This is a genomic window from Terrabacter sp. LjRoot27 (assembly GCF_964254175.1).
Taxonomy (GTDB): Bacteria; Actinomycetota; Actinomycetes; order Actinomycetales; family Dermatophilaceae; genus Terrabacter.
Genome location: NZ_CAXUSS020000001.1, coordinates 543307 through 567049, shown reverse-complemented (window position 1 = coordinate 567049; position 23743 = coordinate 543307). Strand labels below are relative to the sequence as shown.

Here is a 23743-nt window from a genome sequence, read left to right as displayed (position 1 = left end):
GAGAGGCGGGGCGAAGGGTGCGTTTGCCATCATGGCGGGATGAGGCCGGTGATCCACAGTGGCGAGTACCAGGAAGTCCTCGACGCGGCGGCCCTGCTCCAGCTCCGCCGTTCCGACGTGCTCGCCCAGCTGGCGGCCGGCGACCGACCGGACCACGTCCGGGTGGTCGGCCAGGGGCCACGGCTCAACGAGCAGATGATGCGGGAGTCGCGCCAGTGGAAGCACCTGCTCTCGGTGCGGCAGGTCACGACGGTCGCCGACCTGCGCGCGTCCCTCCCCAACAACCGACAGACCCTGGCCTCCGGCCTGAGGATGACGAGCCTCTTCGACTGGGCGGCCACGACACCCGCGGCCCGATCCCTGCTGGCGCAGGAGGCCGCCGGCGTCTACTACTTCACGCGCGCCCCCATGCAGCTCAAGGTCCTGAACCTGCGGGAGGTGCTGCTGCAGGGCCCCGAGTTCGATGGTCAGCAGTCCGTCATCGCCGTCGCCGAACCGACGGTGCTCGCCGCGGCCATGCGGTACTGGCACGCCGTGCTGAAGAACGCCGTGCCGACGTGGTCCGAGGACGACACGACCCAGGGGTTCAGCCCGAGGCAGCGACGGATCCTCGAGATGATGCGGCAGGACCTGACCGACCAGCGGATCGCCGACGTCCTCGGCGTGAGCCTGCGGACCGTCCGCTACGAGGTGGCCGCGATCATGACGACGCTGGGGGTGCGGTCGAGGTTCTCGGCGGGCGTGTGCCTCGGCGCGGCCGACCCGTGAGCGCTGACAGCGCGGTCAGCGGCCGGCGGCGACCCGCTTCGCGGCGCGCTTCATGACGGCGGTGTAGGCCGGTCGGGCGAAGCGCTTGGCCCGCCACGCGACGTGCCCGTCCCGGTCGGTGAGGATGACGTCGCGGCGGGCGTCGATGCCGCGCACGACGATGGCGGCGATCTCGTCGGCGGTGCGCCTCGAGCCGCTCACCATCTTCTTGCCGGCCTCCTCCATCTCGGTGTCGGCGCCCTGGAACGACGACCCGAGGTTGGTCCGGAAGAACGACGGGCACACGACGGAGACGTCGACGCCGTGCGGGGCGAGCTCGTGCGAGAGCGTCTCGCTCAGGGCGACGACGCCGGCCTTGACGGTGTTGTAGGCCGACATGCCGGGCGCGTGGACGAGGCCCGCGAGCGAGGCGGTGTTGACGATGTGGCCGCTGCCCTGCTCCTTGAGGAGCGGCGTGAAGGTGCGGCAGCCGCGGACGACGCCGAGCAGGTTGATGTCGACGATCCAGCGCCACTCGTCCATCGTCGCGACGTCGATGCGCCCACCCGCGGCGACGCCGGCGTTGTTGACGAGCAGGTCGAGCCCGCCCCACGTCTCGCGCACGTGGGCGAGTGCGGCGGCCCACGCCTCGTCACTGCGCACGTCGAGCGGGAGGTATGCCGCCGCGTCCGGGAGCGCGTCGGGCCGGTCGGTCGCCACGTCGGTCGCGAGCACGTGGTCGCCGCGGGCGACGAGGGCGCGGACGAGCGCGAGCCCGAGACCGGAGGCACCGCCGGTGACGAGGACGCGGCGGGGGGACGTGGGCGCGGACGCGCGGAGCGAGCGGGACGGCATACGCCCCAACCTACTGGCGGACGGTGAGCGTCACCTTGCCGTGGGCGCGGCGCTCGTCGATCTCGGTGAGGGCCGCGGCGACGTCGTCGAGCGGGTGGCGCGTCCCGATGGGCGGGGCGAGCGCCCCGCTCTCGAGGAGCGGGAGGATCGCCTCCCACTGGGTGCGCAGGTAGGTCGGGTCCGGCATCCAGAAGGCACCCCAGCCGACGCCGACGACGCTGAGGTTGCCCAGGAGCAGCCGGTTGACCTTGACCTCGGGGATCTGGCCGGCGGTGAAGCCGACGACGAGCAGGCGACCCTCGGGGGCCAGGCTGCGAAGGCTGTCGGTGAACCGGTCGCCGCCCACCGGGTCGACGACGACGTCCACACCGCGTCCGTCCGTGAGCTCCTTCGCCGCCGCGAGGAACCCGTCGGCGAGGACGATGTGGTGCGCGCCGGCCGCGCGGGCGGTCTCGATCTTGTCGTCGGACGACACGACGGCGATGACGCGGGCGTCCATGGCGCGCGCGAGCTGGATGGCGGCGGTGCCGATGCCGCCCGCGGCGCCGTGGACGAGGACGGTCTCGCCGCGCTCGAGCTGCCCGCGGCGGGTCAGGGCGAAGTGGACGGTGAGGTAGTTCATCGGCAGCGCGGCGCCGGTCTCGAACGACACGGCGTCGGTCAGCGGGAAGACCATCGCCTCGGGCACGGCGACCGTCTCGGCGAAGCCGCCGAGCACCGGGAAGGCGGCGACGCGGTCGCCGACCCGGAAGGCGCTGTCCTCGCCGACCTCGCGCACGACACCGGCGCACTCGGCGCCGGGGACGAAGGGCAGGTCCGGGCGCATCTGGTAGAGCCCGCGGCTCATGAGGACGTCGGGGAAGCTGACGCCCGCCTCGTGGACGTCGACGAGGACGTGGCCCGGGGTCAGGGCAGGCACCTCGACCTCGCCGACCGTGACGGACGACGGCCCGTCGAGGCTCGTGACTCGTGCCGCGCGCATGGTGCTCCTCATCATCGGGGGGATCTCGACCCTAGCCGCCCGCGGGGCCACACTGGACGGGTCGGCAGATGCGTGCCGCGAGACCCAGGAGGCGGCCATGGGCGTGGCCAACCGGATGATGCGCGCCGGCAACGCGGCGCACGTGGCGCTCTACCGCCGCTTCGACGTCGGGTTCCTCCGCTCGGTCCGGGGCATGCCGATCCTCCTGCTCACCGTGGCCGGCCGGTCGTCCGGCACGCTGCGGACCAGCCCGGTCGGCTACTTCCGCGACGGGGACGCCTACGTCGTGTGCGGGAGCGCCGGGGGTGCCGCGGCGGAGCCGCAGTGGTTCCGCAACCTGCGGCACGCCGACACGGCCGTCATCGAGGTCGGGGACGAGCGGGTCGAGGTGGCCGTGGCGGTCGCCCACGGCGCGGAGCGCGACCGCCTGTGGCGGCGCCTGCTCGAGGTCGCTCCGTTCTTCGGCGGCTACGAGGCCAAGGCCGGAGGGCGTGTCATCCCGTTGGCCGCCCTGACCCCGAGGGCGCCGAGGTCCGCTGCGCCGTGATCGTGAACGACGCCCGGAGCAGGTCGACGTCACGCGAGCTCGGTCCGACCCGGAGCTCGAACTCGCCCGGCTCGACGACCCGGCGACCGGCCGCGTCGACGATGGAGCAGGCCGCGGCCGGGACCTCGATGCGGGTCGTCACCGACTCGCCCGGTGGGACCGTGACGCGGCGGAACGCCTTGAGCTCCTTGGCGGCCCACGTGACGCTCGTGACGACGTCGGTGACGTAGGCCTGCACGACCTCGTATGCCGTCCGGTCGCCCGCGTTGGTCAGCGTGACCTCGGCGGCCACGACGTCGCCGGGCGCGAAGGTGGCGGCGTCGAGGATGAGGTCCGACCACTCGACGGTCGTGTAGGTCAGGCCCTCGCCGAAGACGAACTGCGGCTCCTGGGTGAGGTCGGCGTAGCGGTGGCCGTGCTGGCCGCGCACCTGGTTGTAGTAGGTCGGCTGCTGACCGACGTGACGCGGGATCGAGAGGGGCAGACGCCCGGCGGGCTCGATGTGGCCGAGGACGAGCTCGGCCACGGCGCGACCGCCGCGCATGCCGGGGCTGTAGGCCTCGATGACCGCGGCCGCCCGCAGGGCGCTGGGCGGCAGGACGTTGGGCTTGGAGTGGAGCAGCACGACGACGACGGGGGTGCCGGTGCCGTCGAGCTCGTCGACGACCGCGTCGAGCAGGGCGACCTGACCGCCCTGGAGGTCGAGCGTCGCGGTCGAGCAGCCTTCGCCCGTCAGGGCGATCGTGTCGCCGAGCACGACGACAGCGAGGTCGGCGGCACGCGCGGCCGCGACGGCGGCGGCGAGCTGCTCGGGGTCGACGGGCGCGGGTGCGGAGACCGGCGGACGGGGCTGGCCGTCGGGGAAGAGCGGCCCCTCCGGGTCGGGCACGAGGGTCTCGATCTCGGCCCCGCGGGCGTGGGTGACGCTCCACGCCGGCGGCACGACGGCGCGGAAGCCGTCGAGCACGGTCTCGACCGTCTCGCGCGGGTGCCCGTCGGGCATCCAGTCCACCTGGCCGGAGGCCCCGGCCCAGTCGCCGAGGTTGGCCTGCGGGTCGTCGGCGTTGGGCCCGAGGACGGCCACGGTGCGGGGGACGTCCGTGACGGCATACGGCAGGGAGCCGTCGTTCGTCAGCAGGACGAGCGAGCGACGCGCCACGTCGAGGTTGAGGGCGGCGTGCTCGGCGGCGCCGATGACGACGCGCTGGCGCTCGGCGTCCGGCGGACGCGGGTTCTCGAAGAGCCCGAGCTCGAGCTTGACGCGGAGCACCCGCCGCACCGCCTCGTCGATGTCACGCTCGTCGAGCAGGCCGCGGGCGACGGCCTCCTGGGCAGCGTCGAAGAACTGCGGCGTCGTCATGACGAGGTCGTTGCCGGCCCGCACGGCGACGGTCGCCGCCTCGACGTCGTCGGCGCACACCTTCTGCTCCCAGACCATCCGGCCGACGTTGTCCCAGTCGGTGACGAGGGTGCCGGTGAAGCCCCACTCCCCCTTGAGCACCTCGTCGAGGAGCCAGCCGTTGGCCGTCACGGGCACGCCGTCGATCGCCTGGTAGCCGAGCATGAACGTGCGGCAGCCCTCCTGGACGGCCCGCTCGAAGGGCGGCAGGAACCACGACGTCAGCTTGCGACGGCTGAGGTCGGCCTCGCTCGCGTCGCGGCCGCCCTGCGTCTCGGAGTAGCCGGCGAAGTGCTTGGCGCAGGCGAGGACGGCCGTCGGGTCGGTCAGGCCGTCGCCCTGGTAGCCGCGGATCATCGCCGCTCCGAGCTCACCGATGAGGTGCGGGTCCTCGCCGAAGGTCTCGCCCACCCGGCCCCAGCGCAGGTCACGGGTGATGCAGAGCACCGGCGAGAACGTCCAGTGGACGCCGGTCGCCGCCACCTCGACGGCGGTGACGCGCGCCGCACGCTCCACGAGGTCGGGGTCCCACGAGCAGGCCATGCCGAGCTGGGTCGGGAAGATCGTCGCGCCCGGCCAGAAGGAGTGGCCGTGGATGCAGTCGTCCGCAGTGAGGAGCGGGATGCCGAGACGCGTCTGCTCGGCGAGGGCGATGGCCTCGAGCATCCGTTCCGGAGAGGTGTGCAGGATCGAGCCGGCCAGCTTCGAGTGGACGATGTCGGTCAGGTCGCCGCGCGCGTCGAGCTGGAGCATCTGGCCGACCTTCTCCGGCAACGTCATCCGGCCGACGAGGTCGTCGAGACGCTCCTCGACCGACCGGGACGGGTCGCGATAGGGCAGGGCGTCGGGGGCGGCGAGGGCGGCGTCGTCGGGCACGTCCCGACGCTAGCCGACGTCGCTCCACGCCTCCGACGCCGTCCGACCTAGGCTGACAGGGTGATCGAGCCCCTGACGCGACTGCCCGACGGGACCATCAAGCAGGTCAACCCCTTCACCGGCACGAAGGTGTGGACGCTGCCGGGTCGCGCGGCCCGCCCCCTCGGCGTCGCCCGGCCCGACCCGAAGCCCCTCGACCCGGACGAGCACGACCGCCACTGCGCCTTCTGCTGGGGCCGGATGCTCGAGACGACCCCCGAGATCGCCCGGGTCGTCCGCGACGGGCCGTCGGGGAGCGAGGTGCGCGAGGTGCGCGGCCTCGTCGCCGAGCAGCTCGACGACTCCGTGCCGGAGCTCCGGCTCTTCCCCAACCTCTTCGAGATCCTCAGCTACGACTACTGGCACCTGGCCCACGGCTACGAGCCGACGCCCGAGTCGCTGGCGCACCGGACGGCATACCTCTCCACGCCCGCAGGGCGGGCGCACGTGACCGCCCTGGCGCGCATCCGGATGCGGTCGCGGGGCGCGCCGGGCGCCGGCGCGGAGCCGCTCGACGAGGACGACCTCGAGCGCGAGGCGGTCGGGCTCTTCGCCGGCAACCACCAGGTCGTCGTCTCCCGTCGGCACTTCGTCGACGGCGCCACGGACGACACCCAGAACGCCGGCGCCGGGACGCTCACGCCCGAGGAGCACTGGCAGTACACGCGGTTCACGATCGCAGCAGTGCGCGACCTCTATCGGAGCAACCCTCACGCACGCTACGTCTCGGCGTTCCAGAACTGGCTGCGGCCGGCGGGTGCGTCCTTCGACCACCTGCACAAGCAGCTCGTCGCCATCGACGAGCCGGGCGTGGACCTCGAGCGCGAGACCGAGCGGGTGCGGGCCGAGCCGGACCTCTTCGCGCGGTGGGGCCCGCAGTACGCGGAGGCGCAGGGACTCGTCGTCGCACGCACCCCGACGGCCATGGCCTTCGCCGGCATCGGCCACCAGTACCCGTCCCTCGTCGTCTACACGTCCAACACCTCGCGCCGGCCGTGGGAGCTCTCGGACGACGAGGTCCGCGACTTCTCGGACCTCGTGCACGCGTGCCACGCCGCGACGGGCGTCCACGTGCCGACCAACGAGGAGTGGCACCACGGCCCGCCGTCGCTCGACCTGCCCATCCCTCTCCGGGTGGTGCTCAAGTGGCGGGTGTCGACGCTGGCCGGCTTCGAGGGCGGCACGAAGATCTACGTCAACACGATGGACCCGTGGGCGGTGCGCGAGCGCACCGTCACTCAGCTGCGGGAGCTGGCCGCAGACGGGCTCGTCTCGGACCGCCTCGAGATCCGGTGACGTCGGAACAGACCGCGGGACAGGGCGATTCACTGTGCACAGTCAGCTGCCAGACCCTTGTACCCAATTAGAACATATGTTCTAATTGGGTACTGGACAACAGCGGCGGATTCGCGAGGAGGTCAGGGTGACACCGTTCCTCAGCCCGTCGCGCATCGGACCGTCACCGGCCGACGCCCCCTTCGACGAGACCTACACCAAGGCCCATCTCCAGATCGACCTGACGATCGAGGGCGACCGCATCCTCCGCGAGATCGAGGCGCTCGAGGTCGAGAAGGCCCAGGTCGAGTCCGACCTGCTCGACGCGTACGCCGCCCTCCACACCGTCGAGGCCCAGCAGATCGCGGCGGCCTCGGTCCACGTCTCCACCGACCGCATCGTCGCCGACGAGATCGCCCTCGCGACCGGCGTCGGGGCCGGCGAGGTCGCACGGCGGCTGACGCTCGCCACCGCACCGCGGCGTCACCGGCTCGTGCGCCAGGCTCTCCGCGACGGCTCGACCTCCCTGCACCGCGCTCTTCAGGTCGTCTCGGAGACCGGGCTGCTGCCCGATGCCGACGTCGAGTCCGTCGAGCGCTCGGTGCTGGCGCCGAGCCGTGACGGCCAGGTGGTGCCGCAACGCACCTTCGCCACGAGGCTGCGCCGAGCCGTGGCCTCCGTCGACCACCGAGGGTCCGCCGAGCGCCACGAGCACGCCAAGAGCCGTCGCGGGGTCTTCGGCCGCCTGACCGAGGACGGCATGGGCTCCCTGACGATCGTGGCGGCCGGAGACGTCGTCGCCGCCGTGCTCGACCGGCTCGACACCGCGGCACGTGCCCGTCGCGACGCCGGCGACCCTCGGTCGCTCGACCAGCTCCGTTGCGACCTGGCAGGCCAGGGCCTGCTCCGGGGTCCGCTCGAGCCGGGACGAGCGTGCGTCGGTCCGGATGCGCCGGCGACGGCGTGGCTGGTCGTGCCGTTCGAGGTGGCGATCGGCGAGTCCGACGCTTCGTGTGAGCTCCCCGGGCACGGGTGGGTCACCGCCCGGCACGCCCGCGACATCATGACGCGACCCGGGTCCGTGTGGCGCACCCTCCCCGTCGACCTTCGCACGGGCCGCGCGCTCGGCGCACCCACCGGCTCCTACCGGCCGCCGCGCGGGATGGTCGAACACGTCCGGGCCGTCGACGGCGTGTGCCGCGGACCGGACTGTGAGGTGCTCGCACGCCGCTGCGACCTCGACCACGAGGTCCCGTGGCCGCAGGGCCCCACCTCGGTCGACAACCTCCACGCCAAGGAGCGCTTCCACCACAACGTCAAGACGGCGGGGATCTGGAGATCCGAACCCGTCGACGACGATGGTCTCGCGTGGACCACGACGACCGGACGCCGCTACGTCACGAGGCCCAAGGACTGGCGCGCGAGCCTGCGCGACTGCGGTCCGGCGCCCGGTGCCGGCACCGACCCCGACCCGCCGCCGTTCTGATCTCGTCAACCGGCGGGTCGCTTCGGGTACGACTACTGTCGAAGCGAGTCGTCCGTGAGACCTGCGCCGTCGGGGTGTGCAGGATCGGGACGGCGTGACGTGGATGGGCTGGTCCGGTGAACGGTCAGGGGCACGAGCGCGGCGGGCCGTCCTCCCCTGCGCTCGACACGGTCCTGGGACCTCTCCTGTCGCGAGCCGGACAGGGTGACGAGGCGGCCTTCTCGAGGCTCTACGACCTCGCGGCCGCCCGTGTCTTCGGCCTTGTCCGTCGAGTGGTCCGCGACGCCGAGCAGGCTGAGCACGTCAGTGGTGAGGTCTTCGTCGAGGTCTGGCGCACCGCCTCGCGCTACCGCCAGGGCAGCGGCGCCCTCGCCTGGGTGCTGTCGGTCGCGCACCGGGGGGCCGTCGCGCACGTCCGCTCGACCCGACGACCACTGACACCGAGCCCCACTGTCGACCTGCCACCGGTCGAGCCGCAGCGCGACGACGCCCTGGGCCTCAGCTACTTCGACGCGTACGCCGTCGCCGACGTCGCGGGCGCCCTCGGCGTCTCTGTCGACGTGGCCCATGCCCGCCTCCGCGCAGCCCTCGACGGCCTGCGGCCGAGGCCCGCCACCGCCTGACCTGTCGGGCTCTCGGGGCAAGTGGGTACGGGCACACCATGAGCGAATCGAACACACCTTCGAACGACGACGTCATCGGCGCCACCACCCCCGCGACCGCCGGCACCCCCGGCGACTCGGCGGTCAAGGACCCGGAGGACTGGGTCACCGGCGACGAGGCCATGACCGGCGCCCAGCGCAGCTACCTCGAGACGCTCGCCCGCGAGGCGGGCGAGACGCTTCCCGGTGACCTCACCAAGGCGCAGGCGTCCGAGCACATCGACCGCCTCCAGTCCGTGACCGGCCGCGGGGTCACCGAGGGCCGCACCGAAGGCCACGGCAGCGAGGTCTGACGACTCTCAGCGGGCGAAGGACATCGCCTCGGTGACATCGCTGCGGAGCATGTCGCGCCGGTCGAGCAGGTAGTTCTGGCGCATCAGCCACGGTGCACCGTCTCCCTGCTGGGGCAGGTCGCCCGCCGCGCGCCGCACGTAGCCCGACGCGAGTGGCAGCAGCGGCTGCCCCTCCATCCCCTTCGGCGCCCGGGGCGTCGCGCTCCGCCATGCGTGGTGCTCCATGTGGTTGAGCAGCCGGCACACGTAGCGGCTGGCGAGGTCGGCGCGCAGGGTCCACGACGCGTTGACGTAGCCGACGCACACGGCAAGGTTGGGCACGTCGGCGAACATCAGCCCGCGGTAGACCGTGAGATCGCCTGTGGGACGAGCCTCCCCGTCGACCGTGATCGCGATGCCGCCGGCGATCTTGATGCGCAGACCCGTCGCCGTCACGACGACGTCGGCGTCGAGCTCCTGCCCCGAGCCCAGTCGTATGCCGTGTGGCACGAAGGTCTCGATCGTGTCGGTGACGACGTGGGCGCGTCCACGACGCACGGCGTCGAAGAGGTCGCCGTCGGGGACGACGCAGAGGCGCTGGTCCCACGGGTCGTAGGTCGGCGTGAAGTGGTCGCTGACGAGGTCGGTCGACCCGAGGGACTTCGCGGCGCCCTTCGACAGCAGCGAGCGCATCATCGCCGGTCGCCGGCGGCTCAGCTCGTAGACGCCCATGGTCCCGAGGACGTTCTTGTAACGCGAGGCCGTGCCGGCCGCCTTGGCCGGCAGGACCTTCTGCAGGACGTCCCGGGTGCGGTCGCGGCGCGGCAGCGACGCGATCCACGTCGGGGTGCGCTGGAGCATCGTCACGTCGGCGCCGGCCTCGGCGAGCGAGGGCACGAGCGTCACGGCCGTGGCCCCGGACCCGATGACGACGACCGTGCGCCCGGCGACGTCGAGGTCGTCCGGCCAGAACTGCGGGTGCACGACGCGCCCCTCGTAGGACTCGAGACCGGGCAGCTGCGGGTCATGCGGTCGCTCGTAGTCGTAGTAGCCGCTGCAGAGGTAGAGGAAGCCGCACGTCAGCTGCTCGCGCCCACCGTCACGCTCGACCGTCACCGTCCAGCGCGCGTCCTCGCTCGACCAGTCGGCCGCGACGACCCGGTGCCCCAGACGGATCCGCTCGGCGATGCCGTGCTTCTCGGCCGTCCGGCGCAGGTAGTCGAGGATCTTCGGCCCGTCGGCGATCGCGTCGGGGTCGGTCCACGGCTCGAACGGGAAGCCGAGCGTCATCATGTCGGAGTCGGACCGGACGCCCGGGTAGCGGAAGAGGTCCCACGTGCCGCCGAGCGAGTCCCGGGCCTCGAGGATCGCCCACGTGCGCGACGGGCTCATCGTCGACAGGCGGTAGCCGGCCCCGATACCGGAGAGGCCGGCTCCGACGACGAGGACGTCCAGGTGCTCGAGATCGCTCACCCCGTCATTCTCACCCACCCCGAGCGGCACTGTGACCCTCGCCGCGCGATCGGCTACCGGACGGTAACCACCGGCTACCCTCGGGCGGGTGACGACGGCATACCCCCACCTGCTCGAACCCCTCGACCTCGGCTTCACGACGCTGCGCAACCGCGTCGTCATGGGCTCGATGCACACCGGCCTCGAGGACCGCGCCAAGGACTTCGACCGGCTCGCGGCCTACTACGCCGAGCGCGCCCGCGGCGGAGTCGGCCTCATCGTCACGGGCGGCTTCGCCCCCAACCTCGCCGGCGCGCTCTACCCCGGCGGCTCGGTCCTCGTCACGAGCCGTCAGGCCCGTCGGCACCGCGTCATCACGAACGCCGTGCACCGCGAGGGCGGCAAGATAGCGCTCCAGATCCTCCATGCGGGCCGCTACGCCTACCACCCGCTCGCCGTCTCGGCGTCGGCGATCAAGTCTCCGATCTCGCCCTTCGCCCCGCGGGCGCTCGGTGCACGAGGCGTCCGCAGCACCGTCGACGCATACGCCCGCTGCGCCCGCCTGGCACGCGAGGCTGGCTACGACGGCGTCGAGATCATGGGCTCGGAGGGCTACCTGCTCAACCAGTTCCTCGCGCCGCGCACCAACCAGCGCACCGACGAGTGGGGCGGCTCCCCGGAGAACCGCCGGCGCCTGCCCGTCGAGGTCGTCCGTGCCGTCCGTGAGGCGGCCGGGCCCGACTTCGTCATCGTCTACCGCCTCTCGATGCTCGACCTCGTGCCCGACGGGCAGTCGTGGGACGAGGTGGTCGCCCTGGCCCACGAGGTCGAGGCGGCCGGCGCGACGATCATCAACACCGGCATCGGCTGGCACGAGGCCCGCGTCCCCACGATCGTCACCTCGGTGCCGCGGGGGGCCTTCACGCGCGTCACGGCGAAGCTGCGTCCCGAGGTCACCGTCCCGGTCGTCACGTCCAACCGCATCTCGATGCCCGACCTCGCCGAGCGCGTCATCGCCGACGGCAGCGCCGACCTCGTGTCGATGGCGCGCCCCTTCCTCGCCGACCCGGACTGGGTGGCCAAGGCCGCGGGCGACCGGGCCGACGAGATCAACACGTGCATCGCCTGCAACCAGGCCTGCCTCGACCACACCTTCGCCAAGAAGACGGCGACCTGCCTCGTCAACCCGCGCGCCGTCCGCGAGACGACCCTCGTGCTCGCCCCGAGCCGCCGCAGCAAGCACGTCGCCGTCGTCGGCGCCGGCCCGGCCGGGCTCGCGACCGCCGTCGCCCTGACCGAGCGCGGCCACCGGGTCGAGCTCTTCGAGGCGGCCGACGACCTCGGCGGCCAGTTCGCCATCGCGATGCGGATCCCCGGCAAGGAGGAGTTCGCCGACACGATCCGCTACTACCGCAGGCGCCTCGAGCTGGGCGGCGTCAAGGTCCACCTCGGTCGCCGCGCCGAGGTCGAGGACCTCGCCGACTTCGACGAGGTCGTCGTGGCCACCGGGGTCGAGCCCCGCGTGCCCGACGTCCCGGGCGTCGACCACCCGACGGTCGTGACGTATGCCGCCGCCGTCCGCGGCGAGGCACCGCTGGGTCAGCGCGTGGCCGTCCTGGGCGCCGGCGGCATCGGGGTCGACGTGTCGGAGCTCCTCACCCACGTCGAGTCGCCGATGACGGTCGAGCAGTGGATGGCCGAGTGGGGCGTCGGCGAGCCCGACGTCTCCCGAGGAGGTCTCGTCGAGCCGCGCCCGTCACCGTCGCCGCGCGAGGTGCACCTGCTCCAGCGCAAGTCCACCTCCATCGGCAAGGGGCTCGGCAAGACGACCGGCTGGGTGCACCGGGCAGCCTTGAAGGCCAAGGGAGTCCACCACCACGTTGGCGTCAACTACGAGCGCATCGACGACGAGGGTCTCCACATCACCCACGGCGAGGACCACTCCGACCCGACGGTGCTCGCCGTCGACACGATCGTGCTCTGCACCGGCCAGGAGTCCGTCAACACGCTCGGTCCCGCGCTCGCCGCCGCCGGCGTGAAGGTTCACGTCATCGGCGGGGCCGACGTCGCGGCCGAGCTCGACGCGAAACGCGCCATCCGCCAGGGCACCGAGCTCGCGGCGACGATCTAGGCCGCGGGAGGCGTGACCGCGTGACACACGAAGTGCTCGGTCCCGTGGGCTCCGGAGCGTGAGCGGTCGGCCTCTGCCGACCTTGGTGTGTCCTGAGGGACCGGCGCCCAGCTGTCCCGGGAAGACGCCGATGCCCTGAGGGAGGCGTGTCCTCGCCCGTACGATCGCGAGATGGGCGCATCCGACGTGCTCAGCCTTCCCCGGACCGGTCTCAGCGGGGCTGTCGTCCGGATCGTCGAGCGCCTTGCCGAGATCGGCGCCCGACCAGGGCAGAGCCAGGACGAGCGTCTGCGCCAGGGCATGCTCGTCTTCGCGTCGGTGCTCATCGCGCTGATCTCCTTCATCTGGGTCGGCACCTACCTCGCCTTCGGCCACCCGCTGTCGGCCGCGATACCGGCCGCCTACCAGGTGACCACCGTGGTGGGCCTGCTCGTCCTGTCGCGCACCGGCAGGTTCGCTGTGTTCCGCACGACGCAGCTCGTGGCGTTCCTCGTGCTCCCGTGCCTGCTCCAGGCGTCGCTCGGCGGCTTCATCGCCTCGAGCGGGATGGTCCTCTGGGCGATCTTCGTACCGCTCGCCGCGCTGGCGCTGCTCGGGGTGCGGCGCTCGGTCGGCTGGCTCGCGGCCTTCTTCGTCGCGCTCGTGACGCTGGCGCTGATCGACCCGCGGCTCTCGGCGCACCCGGCGGACCTGCCGACCGGTTTCGTCGTCACCTTCTTCGTGCTCAACGTCATGGGCGTCACGGTCAGCGCCTACGCGATGCTCGGCTACTTCGTGGAGCAGCGCGAGCGGGCTCGCATCGCCCTCGAGGCCGAGCAGGCGAGGTCCGAGCGCCTGCTCCTCAACGTCCTGCCCGGCCCGATCGCCGAACGGCTCAAGCGCGGCTCCGGCACCATCGCGGAGCACTACGAGGCCGTCACCGTCCTCTTCGCCGATCTCGTCGGCTTCACCGAGCGCACCCAGGTCATGCCTGCCGACGACCTCGTCGCGCTCCTCGACCGCATCTTCTCGGCCTTCGACCGCGAGGCCGACGCGCAGGCGGTCGAAAAGATCAAGACGATCGGCGACGCCTACATGGTCGCGGGCGGTCTGCCGGAACGACGGCCCGACCACGTCCAGGCGGTGGCCCGGGTGGCGCTCGCGATGCGCGAGGAGATCGCGTCGATCGCGCGGGAGCCGGGCTGTGAGTGGCTCGCCGTGCGCATCGGCGTCGACACCGGCCCCGCCGTCGCGGGAGTCATCGGGCGACGCAAGTTCATCTACGACCTCTGGGGCGACACCGTCAACACGGCCAGCCGGATGGAGTCCCACGGACTGCCGGGACAGATCCACGTCACCGAGCGCGTCGCCGCCGCGCTCGGCCCCGAGTTCACGCTCCGCCCTCGCGGGACGATCCTCGTCAAGAGCAAGGGCCCGATGCGCACCTTCCTGCTCGACGCCGCGGGAGGCGTGACCGCGTGACACACGAAGTGCTCCGTCACGTCGGCCCCGGAGCGTGAGCGGTCGGCCTCAGCCGAGCCTGGTGTGTCGTGACGGCCCGGCGCCCCTGAGGTAGGTGTCGACGAGGCGCGCTGCGTCGCCGGCGCCGTCCTCCGCGCGGACGCGCTCACCGAGGGCGTATGCCGCCGCGCGGGCTCCCGGGGACAGCGCGACCTCGAGCGCCCGCTCGAGCCGGGCCGCCGTCAGGTCCTTGCGGGCGACCGGTGGGGCGGCGACCCCGAGGTCGGCCATCCGCCGGCCCCAGTAGGGCTGGTCGGCGGCGTGCGGGACGACGACCTGCGGCACCCCGGCCCGGACCGCGGCTGCGGTCGTGCCCGCTCCCCCGTGGTGGACGACGACGGCGCAGCGCGGGAAGAGCACGTCGTGCGGGGCGGAGCGGATCCCGATGGTCGTCGCGGTCGTGCCGATCGACAGTCCGGCGAGGCCCTCGCTGACGACACCGCGCATCCCGAGACGGCCGAGTGCCTGAGCCGCGTCGCGCACCACACCCTCCGGATCAGGGGTCGGCATGGACCCGAAGCCGACGAAGACCGGAGCAGGCCCGTCGGCGAGGAACGCCTCGAGGTCCGGGTCCAGCGACCCGCTCAGGACCTCGTCGCGCACCCAGTAGCCGGTCTGGCGCAGCGCCGGCGGCCAGTCCGCGGCCGGCGGGACGACGGACGGGCTCGCTGCGAGCAGCGTCGGCGTCCGCTCCGCAGCCGCCGTGTAGTGACGGAACCGCTGTCGCGGCAAACCTCGTCGCGCGCGGGTGAGGTCTCCGGCCGGCCTGAAGAGGTCGAGGGCGACCCGGCCCGCGAGGGTGCTCCACGCGCGGTTGACCCACGACGCCGACCGCGGTCGGAGTGCGAGCGCGACCGAGTCGCCGTGCGCGCTCGGCCAGACCGGCGCGAAGACGGCGTAGACGTGCGGCTTCGACGGGCGCCCGTCCCCGCGGCCGGTCGACAGCAGCGCGTCGACGAGGTCGAAGGTCAGCGCCCCCGACACCACCGCATCGGCGGCGTCGACGAGACGCGCGACGTCGGCGGCCAGGGCCGTGGCGGTGTCGGCCATGACCTGGCGCATGAGCCGCGCCTCGCGCACCTGGGTCCGCGCCGACCCGCGGAGCGCGTCGCGTCCGAGCCCCTCGCGCAGCGGGCCCTCGAGGTCGAACGACAGCGGCTCGAAGCCGACACCGCTGCCCGCCACGACGTGACCGAGGTCGGCCGGCGCAGCCAGCGACACGGCATACCCCATCCGCCGGAGGCGCTGCCCGAGCGCCACGAGCGGCTGGACGTCACCGCGGGATCCCATGCCCAGCAGGAGGATCCGCACGTCAGCCCTCGCCGAGCTGCGCGCGGACGCGCGGCACGACCTCCTCGGCGTAGAGGCGGATGCACTCCATCCGCTGGTCGTGCGGGAGGGTGCCGAAGGAGTACTTCAGCTGGAAGCGGGAGAGGCCGAGCACGCGCACCGAGTCGACGATCTTGGCGGCCACGGTGTCGGGCGACCCGCAGTAGACGGCGCCCTCGGGCCCGAGCTGCTGGAGCGCCTGCTCCTTGCCCATCGGCGCCCAGCGGCGCTCGCGGCCGAGCTTGTTCATGTAGGGCAGGAAGTGCGGCATGAAGTCGTCGCGGGCCTGCTCGTCGGTGGCCGCGACGTAGCCCGGCGAGTGCACCCCGATCGGCAGCTCGGGCTTGCCCATCTCGGACAGGGCCCGGCGGTAGAGGTCGGCGAGCGGCGCGAACTGGCGGGCCGAGCCACCGATGATGGCGATGACGACGGGGAAGCCGTAGTGCGCGGCTCGGACGACCGACTGGGGCGTGCCGCCGACGCCGACCCAGACGGGCAGGTGGCCGGACTCCGTCGCCGGCATGACCCTCTCGACCTGCACGGGCGGACGGATCGAGCCCTCCCACCGGATCGGCTCCTCGGCCACGACGGCTGCGAGCAGGTCGAGCTTCTCCTCGAAGAGCGTCTCGTAGTCGGCGAGGTCGAGACCGAAGAGGGGGAAGGACTCGATGAACGAGCCTCTGCCGACGGTGATCTCGGCGCGACCACGGCTGATCGCGTCGACGGTGGAGAAGCGCTGGAAGACGCGGATCGGGTCGTCGCTGGACAGGACCGTGACGGACGTGCCGAGCCGGATGTGCTCGGTGCGGGCGGCCAGGCCGGCGAGCAGCACGTCGGGGGCGCTGACGGCGTAGTCGTCGCGGTGGTGCTCGCCCACGCCGAAGAAGTCGAGACCGAGCCGGTCGGCGAGCTCGCCCTCGGCCAGCACCTCCCGGATCACCACGGCGGGGTGGAGCGGGGCACCGTCGGGCCCGTTGGCGATGTCGCCGAACGTGTCGAGGCCGAGTTCGAGGCTCATGCGCCCATCGTAGGTATGCCGCCGACCTGCCACGTGCGCCCGGCGTCGGGGTCCCAGCGACGGACCGACTCGATCGTGCCCTCGAGCGGGCGCGCCCGCCCGAGGACGGCGAGCGCCTCGCCGACCTGGCGCGAGCCGAGCCCGCGGGCGATGGTCACGTGCGGGGTCCAGCGGCCGGGGCGCACCTGGTCGGGCACGTCGGGCGCCCCGACGATCGCCGCCGCGAGCGACCGCTGGAGGTCGAGCAGCTCGGGCGTCGGGACGACGAGGCGGGCGAGGACGTAGCGACGCGAGCCCATGACGAGGAGCGAACCGAGGCGGACCGGCACGGGCCGCACCGTCTCGAGCGCGCGGGCGATCCGCGCTTCGACGTAGTCGGGGACCTTCCCGGCGAGCGCCAGGGTGATGTGGGGCGCGTTCGTGGCGCCCTGGTGGTGCGCCTGGCTCGGCAGTCCTGCCGCGGCGAGGGCCGCCCACTCACGCCGGACCTCCGTGTCGGTGGTGGCGTCGAGCAGGCCCTCGACCGCGTGCAGGGGCATGGTCAGGCGACCTGCTGCGAGTCCGGCCGTCGGGCGAGGCCGAGGTGCTCGGCGACGAAGGGGCGGACCGCGGCCGCGTGGTCGTCGCCGTGACCGTCGCCGACCGGCACCACGAGGGTCGGGACGTCGAGGCCCGCGACGACGAGGAGGTCGAGCTCGCGTCGCTGCCCCTGTCGGCTCGAGCCGATCTCCCGGTCGTCGTCGAGGTAGACGACGACCGGCCGGTGCTCACGCACGGCGTCGACGAGCCGGCGCACGAGCGCGATGTCGGGCGACCGGAGCAGGGCGGACTCCCAGACGTGCACGCCACGGGGCTCGGTTCGCCCGAAGCGGGTCCAGGCGTCGGCGACGAGCGAGGCGCTGACCTCGGCCGGGACCCGAGAGCGGCTCGCGGCCTCCCGGACGCGGTCGCGCAGCGGCTCGGGCAGGGTCGCCTGTGACTCGGGGCGCACGACCCACACGTCGCCGTGCTGCTCAGCGGCGCCGAGCAGGGCCTGGGACGTGGCCGTGGACTCGGCCGCGAGCTCGAGGAGCTGCGCGGTCGCGAGCACGGCGACGTGGTCGACGTCGACGGGGTGGTCGGCCTCGCCCTCGGCCCGGTGCTCGACGGCGACCTGCTCGTCGGCCAGCCAGCGGGCGATGTCCTCGGCGGTCGTCGTGCGGCCCGTCCCCGGGCGCCCCTCGACCATGACGAGCCCGTTCACGTCAGCCACCCACCAGCTCCTCGCCGGTGGTCGCCCCGGCCTCGCGTGCCGTCGGTTGCCGGCAGCGAAGTGTATGACAGAGGACATTTCGACCTCACGGCTCTCGGGGGTCGAGCCGCGTGAGGATGGCGGCGAGCGACGTGCGTTCGCGGTCGGTCAGAGACCCGAAGAAGTCCGCAGCACCCTCACGTCGCGCCTCGTCGACCTCGGCGAGGACCGACTCCCCCACGGCGGTGAGGGCCACGGTCATGGCGCGGCGGTCGGCCGGGTCGGGGGTGCGGTGGACGAGGCCGCGCGACTCGAGCCGGTCGACGACGTCGGTGGCCGAGCGGGGGGCGATGCGCAGGTGGTCGGCGACGACGCCGAGACGGGTCGGGCCGTGGTGCCCGATGACGCGCAGCGCCCGCGCGTCGTGGGGCGACAGGTCGGGCCCGAGTCCGCTGGCCCACCGGCGCCGCAGGGCCCGGGCCGCTCCCATGAGCAGCTCGTCGAGGGAGGGCTCGTCGGCGTCACGCATGGGGAGCAGCATACGGCCCAATTTGTAGATCGACCTCATAGTGAGGTAACCTCAGCATCATGAACCGGAGTCCACAGATGGAGTGACCACGTGAACGACACCACCACAGCCCTCAGGTCCGCCCACCGAGGCGGCCGCCAACCCGAGAAGATCGACCCGCAGGACCGCGCCCAGCTCGCCGAGTCCCCCGTCTCCCTGCGACGGGTCGCCGGCCTCTTCCGCCCCCACGCCCGCACCGTCGCGGTCGTCACCGCGATCATCGTGGCCATCTCGGTCATCTCGATGGCCCAGCCCTTCCTCCTGCGCGCCGTCATCGACGACGCCCTCCCCCACCAGGACGTCCGCCTCCTGCTCTGGGCCGTCGGCGGCATGCTCGCCGTCACCATCGTCAGCCAGCTGCTCGGCGTCGTCCAGACATGGCTCACCACCACGGTCGGCCAGCGCGTCATGCACGGGCTGCGCACCGACGTCTTCCGCCACCTGCAGCGCCAGTCCGTCGCCTTCTTCACCCGCACGCGCAGCGGCGAGGTGCAGTCGCGCCTCACCCACGACATCAGCGGCATGCAGTCGGTGATCACGTCGACGGCCACGTCGATCGCGAGCAACCTCACGACCGCCGTCGCGACGGCGATCGCCATGGTCGCGCTCAGCCCGCGGCTCTCGCTGCTGTCGCTGCTCGTCATCCCGCCGGCCGTCCTCATGACCCGCAAGGTCGCCCTCCTGCGCCGCGACATCACCGCGCAGCGCCAGCGCCGCCTCGCCGACCTGCACAGCCAGGTCGAGGAGGGCCTCACCGTCAGCGGTGCCACCCTCGTCAAGACGCTCGGCGCCGGTGAGGCCACGGCCGACCGCTTCGCCGCGACGTCCACCGACCTCATCGACCTCGAGCTGCGCTCGCAGCTCGCCGGCCGCTGGCGCATGGCGACGATGCAGATCATCTTCGCCGCGATCCCCGCACTCATCTACCTCGCCGCCGGCCTGCCCGCGACCTCCGGTGGCATGACCATCGGCACGCTCATCGCCTTCACGACGCTGCAGGCCGGCATCTTCCGCCCCATCATGGGCCTGCTCGACGTCGGTGCCCAGTGGGTCACCTCGATGGCGCTCTTCAGCCGGATCTTCGGCTATCTCGACCTTCCCGTCGAGGTAGCGCCACCTGCCGATCCCGTTGCCGTGCAGCACGACCGGCTGCGCGGCGAGGTGCGCTTCGAGGACGTCAGCTTCAGCCACGACGCGTCCACCTCCCCCGTCAAGAGGGCGTATGCCGTCTCCGACCTCACGCTCCACGTGCCGGCCGGCACGACGCTGGCCCTCGTCGGCGAGACCGGCTCCGGCAAGTCGAGCCTCGCGGGCCTCCTCGCGCGCCTGCACGACCCGCAGTCCGGCCGTGTCACGATCGACGGCGTCGACCTGCGCGACCTCGACCCCGTCGACCTCGCCCGCATCGTCGGCGTCGTCTCCCAGGACACCTACCTCGTGCACGCCTCGATCCGCGACAACCTCCTGCTCGCCGCCCCCGGGGCCGACGACGACGACCTGTGGCAGGCTCTCGCCGCCGCCCAGGTCGCCCCGCTCGTCGCGAGCCTGCCCGAGGGGCTCGACACCGTCGTCGGCGCCCGCGGCCACCGCTTCTCCGGCGGGGAGAAGCAGCGCCTCGCGATCGCCCGCACCCTCCTGCGCAACCCACGCGTCCTCGTGCTCGACGAGGCGACGAGCGCCCTCGACAACGAGACCGAGCGTGAGCTGCAGGCGGCGATCGACCGGCTCATGGCCGGCCGCACCACCCTGACGATCGCGCACCGACTCTCGACGATCCGCGACGCCGAGCAGATCGCCGTGCTCGACCACGGCCGGGTCGCCGAGCTCGGCGACCACGACGAGCTGATGGCTCGCGGGGGCCGCTACGCGCGACTCGTGCAGGCCCGCGAGGGCGCGGCCGACGAGGCGCTCGCGGCCTGAGCCCCGGCCGAGGGCACGACCCGACGAAGGTCGGCAGGGCGGCATACCTCGGTCGGATGTCGCCTGCCCACGTCGGTGTGACACCGTGGGCCCGTGGAACCCCTTGACGCCCCCGTGCTGCGCGAGCCCGCCCACCGGGTGTCCCCTCGCGCCGTCGTCATGTGGACGCTCCAGGCCCTCGTCGTGCTCGTGCTCCTGCTGGCGGGACAGGTCGTCTGGTGGCTCGTCGACGACGCCCCGTCCCGCACCCTGCACTGGGTCGTCGGCGCCGTGTGGCTCGTCGCCGGCGCGGCCTACGCCGTCGCGATGCCGCAGTGGCGCTACCGGGTGCACCGGTGGGAGGCGACGCCGCGGGCGATCTACACGCAGAGCGGCTGGCTGTGGCAGGAGCGCCGGATCGCACCGCTTAGTCGGGTGCAGACCGTCGACCTCCAGCGCGGGCCCGTGGCGCAGCTGCTCGGCCTGGCCGCCGTGACCATCACGACCGCGTCGGCCGCCGGCCCGGTCACCATCCACGGGCTCGACCTGCCCGTCGCCCGCGAGCTCGTCGACGCCCTGACGGCCGCGGCCGTGGCCGAGACGGGCGACGCGACGTGACCGAGGTCGGCGACGAGACCGGTGAGACCGCAGAGACCGGCGAGACCGACGGCTGGCGCCGGCTCGACGCGCGGATGCTGCTCGTCCACCCCCTCGAGACGCTGATCCGCTTCCTCCCCGCATTGCTCGCGCTCGTCATCTTCCGGGCCGGCTCCGACGACAACGACCGGTGGGAGCTGTATGCCGTCCCGCTCATCGTCGCCTTCGGCGTCCTGCGCTGGGTGACGACCCGCTACCGCATCACCGAGGGCCAGATCGAGCTGCGCCGCGGCCTCTTCACGAAGCAGACGACGACGGCGCGCCTCGACAAGGTGCGCACCATCGACCTCACCGCCAAGGTGCACCACCGGCTGCTCGGTCTCGCCAAGGTCGAGATCTCGACGGCCGGAGGCCAGCAGGACCGGCTCGTCCTCGACTCGCTGAGCGTCGACGCCGGACGCCGGCTGCGGGCCGAGCTGCTGCACCGCGTCGACCCGGCCGTGACCGGCCTGCCTGCGCCGACCGGTGCGCCGGTGGCCGTCGACGACGTGCCCGACGACGCACCCCCGGCCGTCGACGACGAGGTGCTCCTGCGTCTCGACCCGTCGTGGATCCGCTACGCGCCGCTCACCGTGACGGGACTCGCGAGCGCCGCGGCCATCGTCGGCTTCGCGTCGCAGGGCTTCTCGCGCTTCTCGCAGGAGCGGTCGGTCTTCCGAGACGGCGCGTCCTGGGTCGCGCGCCTGTCCTGGTGGGTCGACGTGCTGCTCCTGATCGGCTTCGTGTCGCTGCTGGCGGTCGGGGCCTACGTCCTGACCTTCTGGGGCTTCCGCCTGACCCGCAACCGGCTCGGCACCCTGCACACGCGACGCGGCCTGCTCACCAACCGGGAGACGAGCATCGACGCCGCTCGCGTGCGCGGCATCCGGCTCGACGAGCCGCTCGGGCTGCGCCTCGCGGGCGCGCGCCGCCTCAAGGTCGTCACCTCGGGCCTGCTGCGCGAGCAGGGCGGCTCGGACTGGCTGTGCCCACCGGCACCGGCCGACGTCGTGACGCCCCTCGCCCTGCGCATCCGGCCCGACGAGGCCGCCGTGTCAGGGCCGCTCACGCAGCACGGTCCCGCCGCCCGACGCCGTCGCCTGACGCGCGCCGTCGTGCCGGCGCTCCTCCTCGCAGCGCTGCTCGTCGTGGCGCGGCTGCTCTGGGACTGGCACGGCTCGCTGCTCGTCCTCGTGCCGCTCCTGCTCGCCGGCGCCGTCGCCCTCGGCCGTGACCGCTACCGCGCCCTCGGGCACACCGTCACCCCCGACCACCTCGTGACGCGACACGGCTCGCTCGACCGGCAGCGCGTCGTGCTCGACCGCGACGGCATCATCGGCTGGAAGATCGAGCAGTCCTTCTTCCAGCGGCGCGTCGGCGTCGCGACACTGGTCGCCACGACGGCCGCCGGCGCCCAGCACTACGACGTCGTCGACGTGCCCGTCGAGCAGGCGTATGCCGTCCTGGCCCAGGTCAGCCCCGACCTGCTGGCCGAGTTCGCGTAGGTTCCAGCCGACTTTCGTCCGGGACGGACCCTAGGTTCGAGCTGACCCGGGGACGCCGCCGTCCCGCGCCGAGAGGGGACCTCATGCATCGAGCCAGGCAGACCGATCTCCAGCGCGCGGACGGCGTCGGGGACTGGCGCGTCCTCGATGCCGGTGCGAGCGCCTGGTTCGACGCTCCGTCGATGACGGCGGGTGCGGCCCTCGTCCGCCGCGTCGCCGAGCTGACGTCCGACGCCGGTCTGCCGCACGTGGACCTGCGCCCCGGCGGGGTGCGCGTGCGGGTCGGCACGAGGGGCGATGTCGCGTCGACCGACGTGCCGCTGGCGCGGTCGATCTCGACGGCAGCCCGCGACCTCGGCCTGGCCGCCGATCCGGTGGCGCTCCAGGCGCTCGAGCTCGTGGTCGACACCGCGGACCAGGCGACCCTGCTGTCGTTCTGGCGGTCCGTGCTCGGCTACGAGCCCATGGGTGCCCGCAGGCTCGTGGACCCGTCGCGACGGAGTCCCGGGCTGACGTTCAACCCGAGTCGGCCGCGCCCGCTGCGCGACCGGATCCACGTCGACGTGGTGCGCGCGCCGGACTCGGTGGCGGCGGCCCGGGACGCCGTCGGGCAGGAGCCGTTCGGCGCCTACGGGGTCGCGCTCGCCGACGCCGACGGGAACGAGGTCGACGTGGTCCCGGGCGACGCGCTCTCCTCGGCCCCGGAGACCTCGGACTGGCAGGTGCTGTTCGGCGCGATGGTGCACTACCCCGTCGACTCGCCCGTGCAGGCGGCCGAGCTGGCGTCGGTCGTCGCCGGGCTGGCTGACGACGCCGGCCTGCCGTTGGCGGTCGACCTGCGGCCCGACGGCGTCACCGTCGACAGCGGGAAGGACCAGTGGGACGACGGGGAGGGCTCTGTCACGAGCGGGTTCGCGCGGCTCGCCGCCGGCGTCCAGACCGTCGCGCGCGACCTGGGGCTGACCGCGGACCCGACGCGCCCGCGGTTCGTCCAGCTCGGCATCGACGCGGTCGACGTCGACGCGGTGAGGTCCTTCTGGGCGTCCCTGCTCGGGTACGACCACGACCCACGGGCGTCCGTGACCGACATCTACGACCCGCGCCGGCTCGGCCCGGTCCTGTTCTTCCAGCAGATGGATGCCTCCGACGCAGAGCGGCGGCGGCATCGCAACCGCATCCACGTCGACCTCCACGTCCCGCACGACCACGCCCGGGCCCGCGTCGAGGCGGCCCTGGCCGCCGGCGGCCGGGTCGTCGGAGAGACCGCCCCGGGTCGTCGGACCCTCGCCGACCCGGAGGGCAACGAGGTGGACCTCGTCACGACCGCGTGAGCC

The 23743-nt window shown here is 73.1% G+C and carries 21 protein-coding genes; 12 read left to right on the top strand and 9 right to left on the bottom strand.

The window, feature by feature from the left end:
* The first annotated feature begins 39 nt into the window (after nt 1-39).
* Entirely contained in the window at nt 40-768 is a 729-nt protein-coding gene (locus ACSQ2D_RS02585) for a helix-turn-helix transcriptional regulator (RefSeq protein ID WP_435984466.1), read from the top strand.
* 15 nt (nt 769-783) lie between these two features.
* Here the strand turns inward: ACSQ2D_RS02585 and ACSQ2D_RS02580 are convergent, their stop codons facing one another.
* Both ACSQ2D_RS02580 and ACSQ2D_RS02575 read right to left on the bottom strand, forming a co-directional pair.
* The gene (locus ACSQ2D_RS02580; protein WP_435984465.1) at nt 784-1602 is read right to left on the bottom strand and encodes an SDR family NAD(P)-dependent oxidoreductase; all 819 of its coding nucleotides are present in this window, start codon (nt 1600-1602) and stop codon (nt 784-786) included.
* A gap of 10 nt (nt 1603-1612) precedes the next feature.
* Nucleotides 1613-2584: an NADPH:quinone oxidoreductase family protein gene (locus ACSQ2D_RS02575; RefSeq protein ID WP_435984464.1), complete on the bottom strand. Its 972-nt coding sequence runs from the start codon at nt 2582-2584 to the stop codon at nt 1613-1615.
* 97 nt (nt 2585-2681) lie between these two features.
* Here ACSQ2D_RS02575 and ACSQ2D_RS02570 point away from each other — a divergent pair, with 97 nt between their 5' ends.
* Nucleotides 2682-3131 (top strand): nitroreductase/quinone reductase family protein, encoded by a 450-nt coding sequence (locus ACSQ2D_RS02570; RefSeq protein WP_435984463.1) that lies wholly within the window; start codon nt 2682-2684, stop codon nt 3129-3131.
* On the opposite strand, the gene ACSQ2D_RS02565 is transcribed toward ACSQ2D_RS02570, so the two are convergent.
* Complete coding sequence (locus tag ACSQ2D_RS02565; RefSeq protein ID WP_435984462.1) at nt 3079-5406, bottom strand: glycoside hydrolase family 3 N-terminal domain-containing protein; 2328 nt, start codon at nt 5404-5406, stop codon at nt 3079-3081. The genes ACSQ2D_RS02570 and ACSQ2D_RS02565 overlap by 53 nt on opposite strands.
* A 60-nt stretch (nt 5407-5466) precedes the next feature.
* On the opposite strand from ACSQ2D_RS02565, the gene ACSQ2D_RS02560 reads away from it, so the two are divergent.
* The 4 genes from ACSQ2D_RS02560 (at nt 5467) to ACSQ2D_RS02545 (ending at nt 9161) form a co-directional block, all read left to right on the top strand.
* The gene (locus tag ACSQ2D_RS02560) at nt 5467-6741 is read left to right on the top strand and encodes a DUF4921 family protein (RefSeq protein WP_435984461.1); all 1275 of its coding nucleotides are present in this window, start codon (nt 5467-5469) and stop codon (nt 6739-6741) included.
* Between the two features lie 127 nt (nt 6742-6868).
* Nucleotides 6869-8206, top strand: a complete 1338-nt coding sequence (locus ACSQ2D_RS02555; RefSeq protein ID WP_435984460.1) for an HNH endonuclease signature motif containing protein — start codon at nt 6869-6871, stop codon at nt 8204-8206.
* 116 nt (nt 8207-8322) lie between these two features.
* Nucleotides 8323-8829, top strand: coding sequence for a sigma factor (locus ACSQ2D_RS02550; RefSeq protein ID WP_435984459.1), 507 nt, complete (start codon nt 8323-8325; stop codon nt 8827-8829).
* Between the two features lie 38 nt (nt 8830-8867).
* A complete protein-coding gene (locus ACSQ2D_RS02545) occupies nt 8868-9161 on the top strand; it encodes a DUF3072 domain-containing protein (RefSeq protein WP_435984458.1) in 294 nt (97 codons plus the stop codon).
* A gap of 6 nt (nt 9162-9167) precedes the next feature.
* On the opposite strand, the gene ACSQ2D_RS02540 is transcribed toward ACSQ2D_RS02545, so the two are convergent.
* A complete protein-coding gene (locus ACSQ2D_RS02540) occupies nt 9168-10613 on the bottom strand; it encodes a flavin-containing monooxygenase (RefSeq protein WP_435984457.1) in 1446 nt (481 codons plus the stop codon).
* An 88-nt stretch (nt 10614-10701) separates the two neighbouring features.
* Between ACSQ2D_RS02540 and ACSQ2D_RS02535 the strand changes: the two genes are divergently transcribed.
* A complete protein-coding gene (locus tag ACSQ2D_RS02535) occupies nt 10702-12723 on the top strand; it encodes an FAD-dependent oxidoreductase (RefSeq protein WP_435984456.1) in 2022 nt (673 codons plus the stop codon).
* A gap of 171 nt (nt 12724-12894) precedes the next feature.
* Nucleotides 12895-14184, top strand: coding sequence for an adenylate/guanylate cyclase domain-containing protein (locus ACSQ2D_RS02530; protein WP_435984455.1), 1290 nt, complete (start codon nt 12895-12897; stop codon nt 14182-14184).
* A 48-nt stretch (nt 14185-14232) separates the two neighbouring features.
* Here the strand turns inward: ACSQ2D_RS02530 and ACSQ2D_RS02525 are convergent, their stop codons facing one another.
* The 5 genes from ACSQ2D_RS02525 to ACSQ2D_RS02505 all read right to left on the bottom strand — a co-directional run bounded on the left by ACSQ2D_RS02525 (nt 14233) and on the right by ACSQ2D_RS02505 (nt 18330).
* Entirely contained in the window at nt 14233-15534 is a 1302-nt protein-coding gene (locus ACSQ2D_RS02525; protein WP_435984454.1) for a glycosyltransferase, read from the bottom strand.
* Between the two features lies 1 nt (nt 15535).
* Complete coding sequence (locus ACSQ2D_RS02520) at nt 15536-16570, bottom strand: LLM class flavin-dependent oxidoreductase (RefSeq protein ID WP_435984453.1); 1035 nt, start codon at nt 16568-16570, stop codon at nt 15536-15538.
* Nucleotides 16567-17109, bottom strand: coding sequence for a 2'-5' RNA ligase family protein (locus tag ACSQ2D_RS02515; protein ID WP_435984452.1), 543 nt, complete (start codon nt 17107-17109; stop codon nt 16567-16569). Before ACSQ2D_RS02515 ends, ACSQ2D_RS02520 begins: the two co-directional genes overlap by 4 nt.
* A gap of 2 nt (nt 17110-17111) precedes the next feature.
* On the bottom strand, nt 17112-17822 hold the full coding sequence (locus ACSQ2D_RS02510) for a hypothetical protein (protein ID WP_435984451.1): 711 nt from the start codon (nt 17820-17822) through the stop codon (nt 17112-17114).
* 85 nt (nt 17823-17907) lie between these two features.
* The gene (locus ACSQ2D_RS02505; protein ID WP_435984450.1) at nt 17908-18330 is read right to left on the bottom strand and encodes a MarR family winged helix-turn-helix transcriptional regulator; all 423 of its coding nucleotides are present in this window, start codon (nt 18328-18330) and stop codon (nt 17908-17910) included.
* A 90-nt stretch (nt 18331-18420) separates the two neighbouring features.
* Here ACSQ2D_RS02505 and ACSQ2D_RS02500 point away from each other — a divergent pair, with 90 nt between their 5' ends.
* From ACSQ2D_RS02500 to ACSQ2D_RS02485, 4 genes are all read left to right on the top strand, one after another.
* Nucleotides 18421-20289 (top strand): ABC transporter ATP-binding protein, encoded by a 1869-nt coding sequence (locus ACSQ2D_RS02500; protein ID WP_435984449.1) that lies wholly within the window; start codon nt 18421-18423, stop codon nt 20287-20289.
* A 93-nt stretch (nt 20290-20382) separates the two neighbouring features.
* Complete coding sequence (locus ACSQ2D_RS02495) at nt 20383-20886, top strand: PH domain-containing protein (RefSeq protein ID WP_435984448.1); 504 nt, start codon at nt 20383-20385, stop codon at nt 20884-20886.
* Nucleotides 20883-22409 carry a PH domain-containing protein gene (locus ACSQ2D_RS02490; RefSeq protein WP_435984447.1) on the top strand — a complete coding sequence of 509 codons (1527 nt, stop codon included), beginning with the start codon at nt 20883-20885 and terminating at the stop codon, nt 22407-22409. Before ACSQ2D_RS02495 ends, ACSQ2D_RS02490 begins: the two co-directional genes overlap by 4 nt.
* An 83-nt stretch (nt 22410-22492) precedes the next feature.
* A complete protein-coding gene (locus ACSQ2D_RS02485; protein WP_435984446.1) occupies nt 22493-23740 on the top strand; it encodes a VOC family protein in 1248 nt (415 codons plus the stop codon).
* Nucleotides 23741-23743 lie beyond the last annotated feature (3 nt).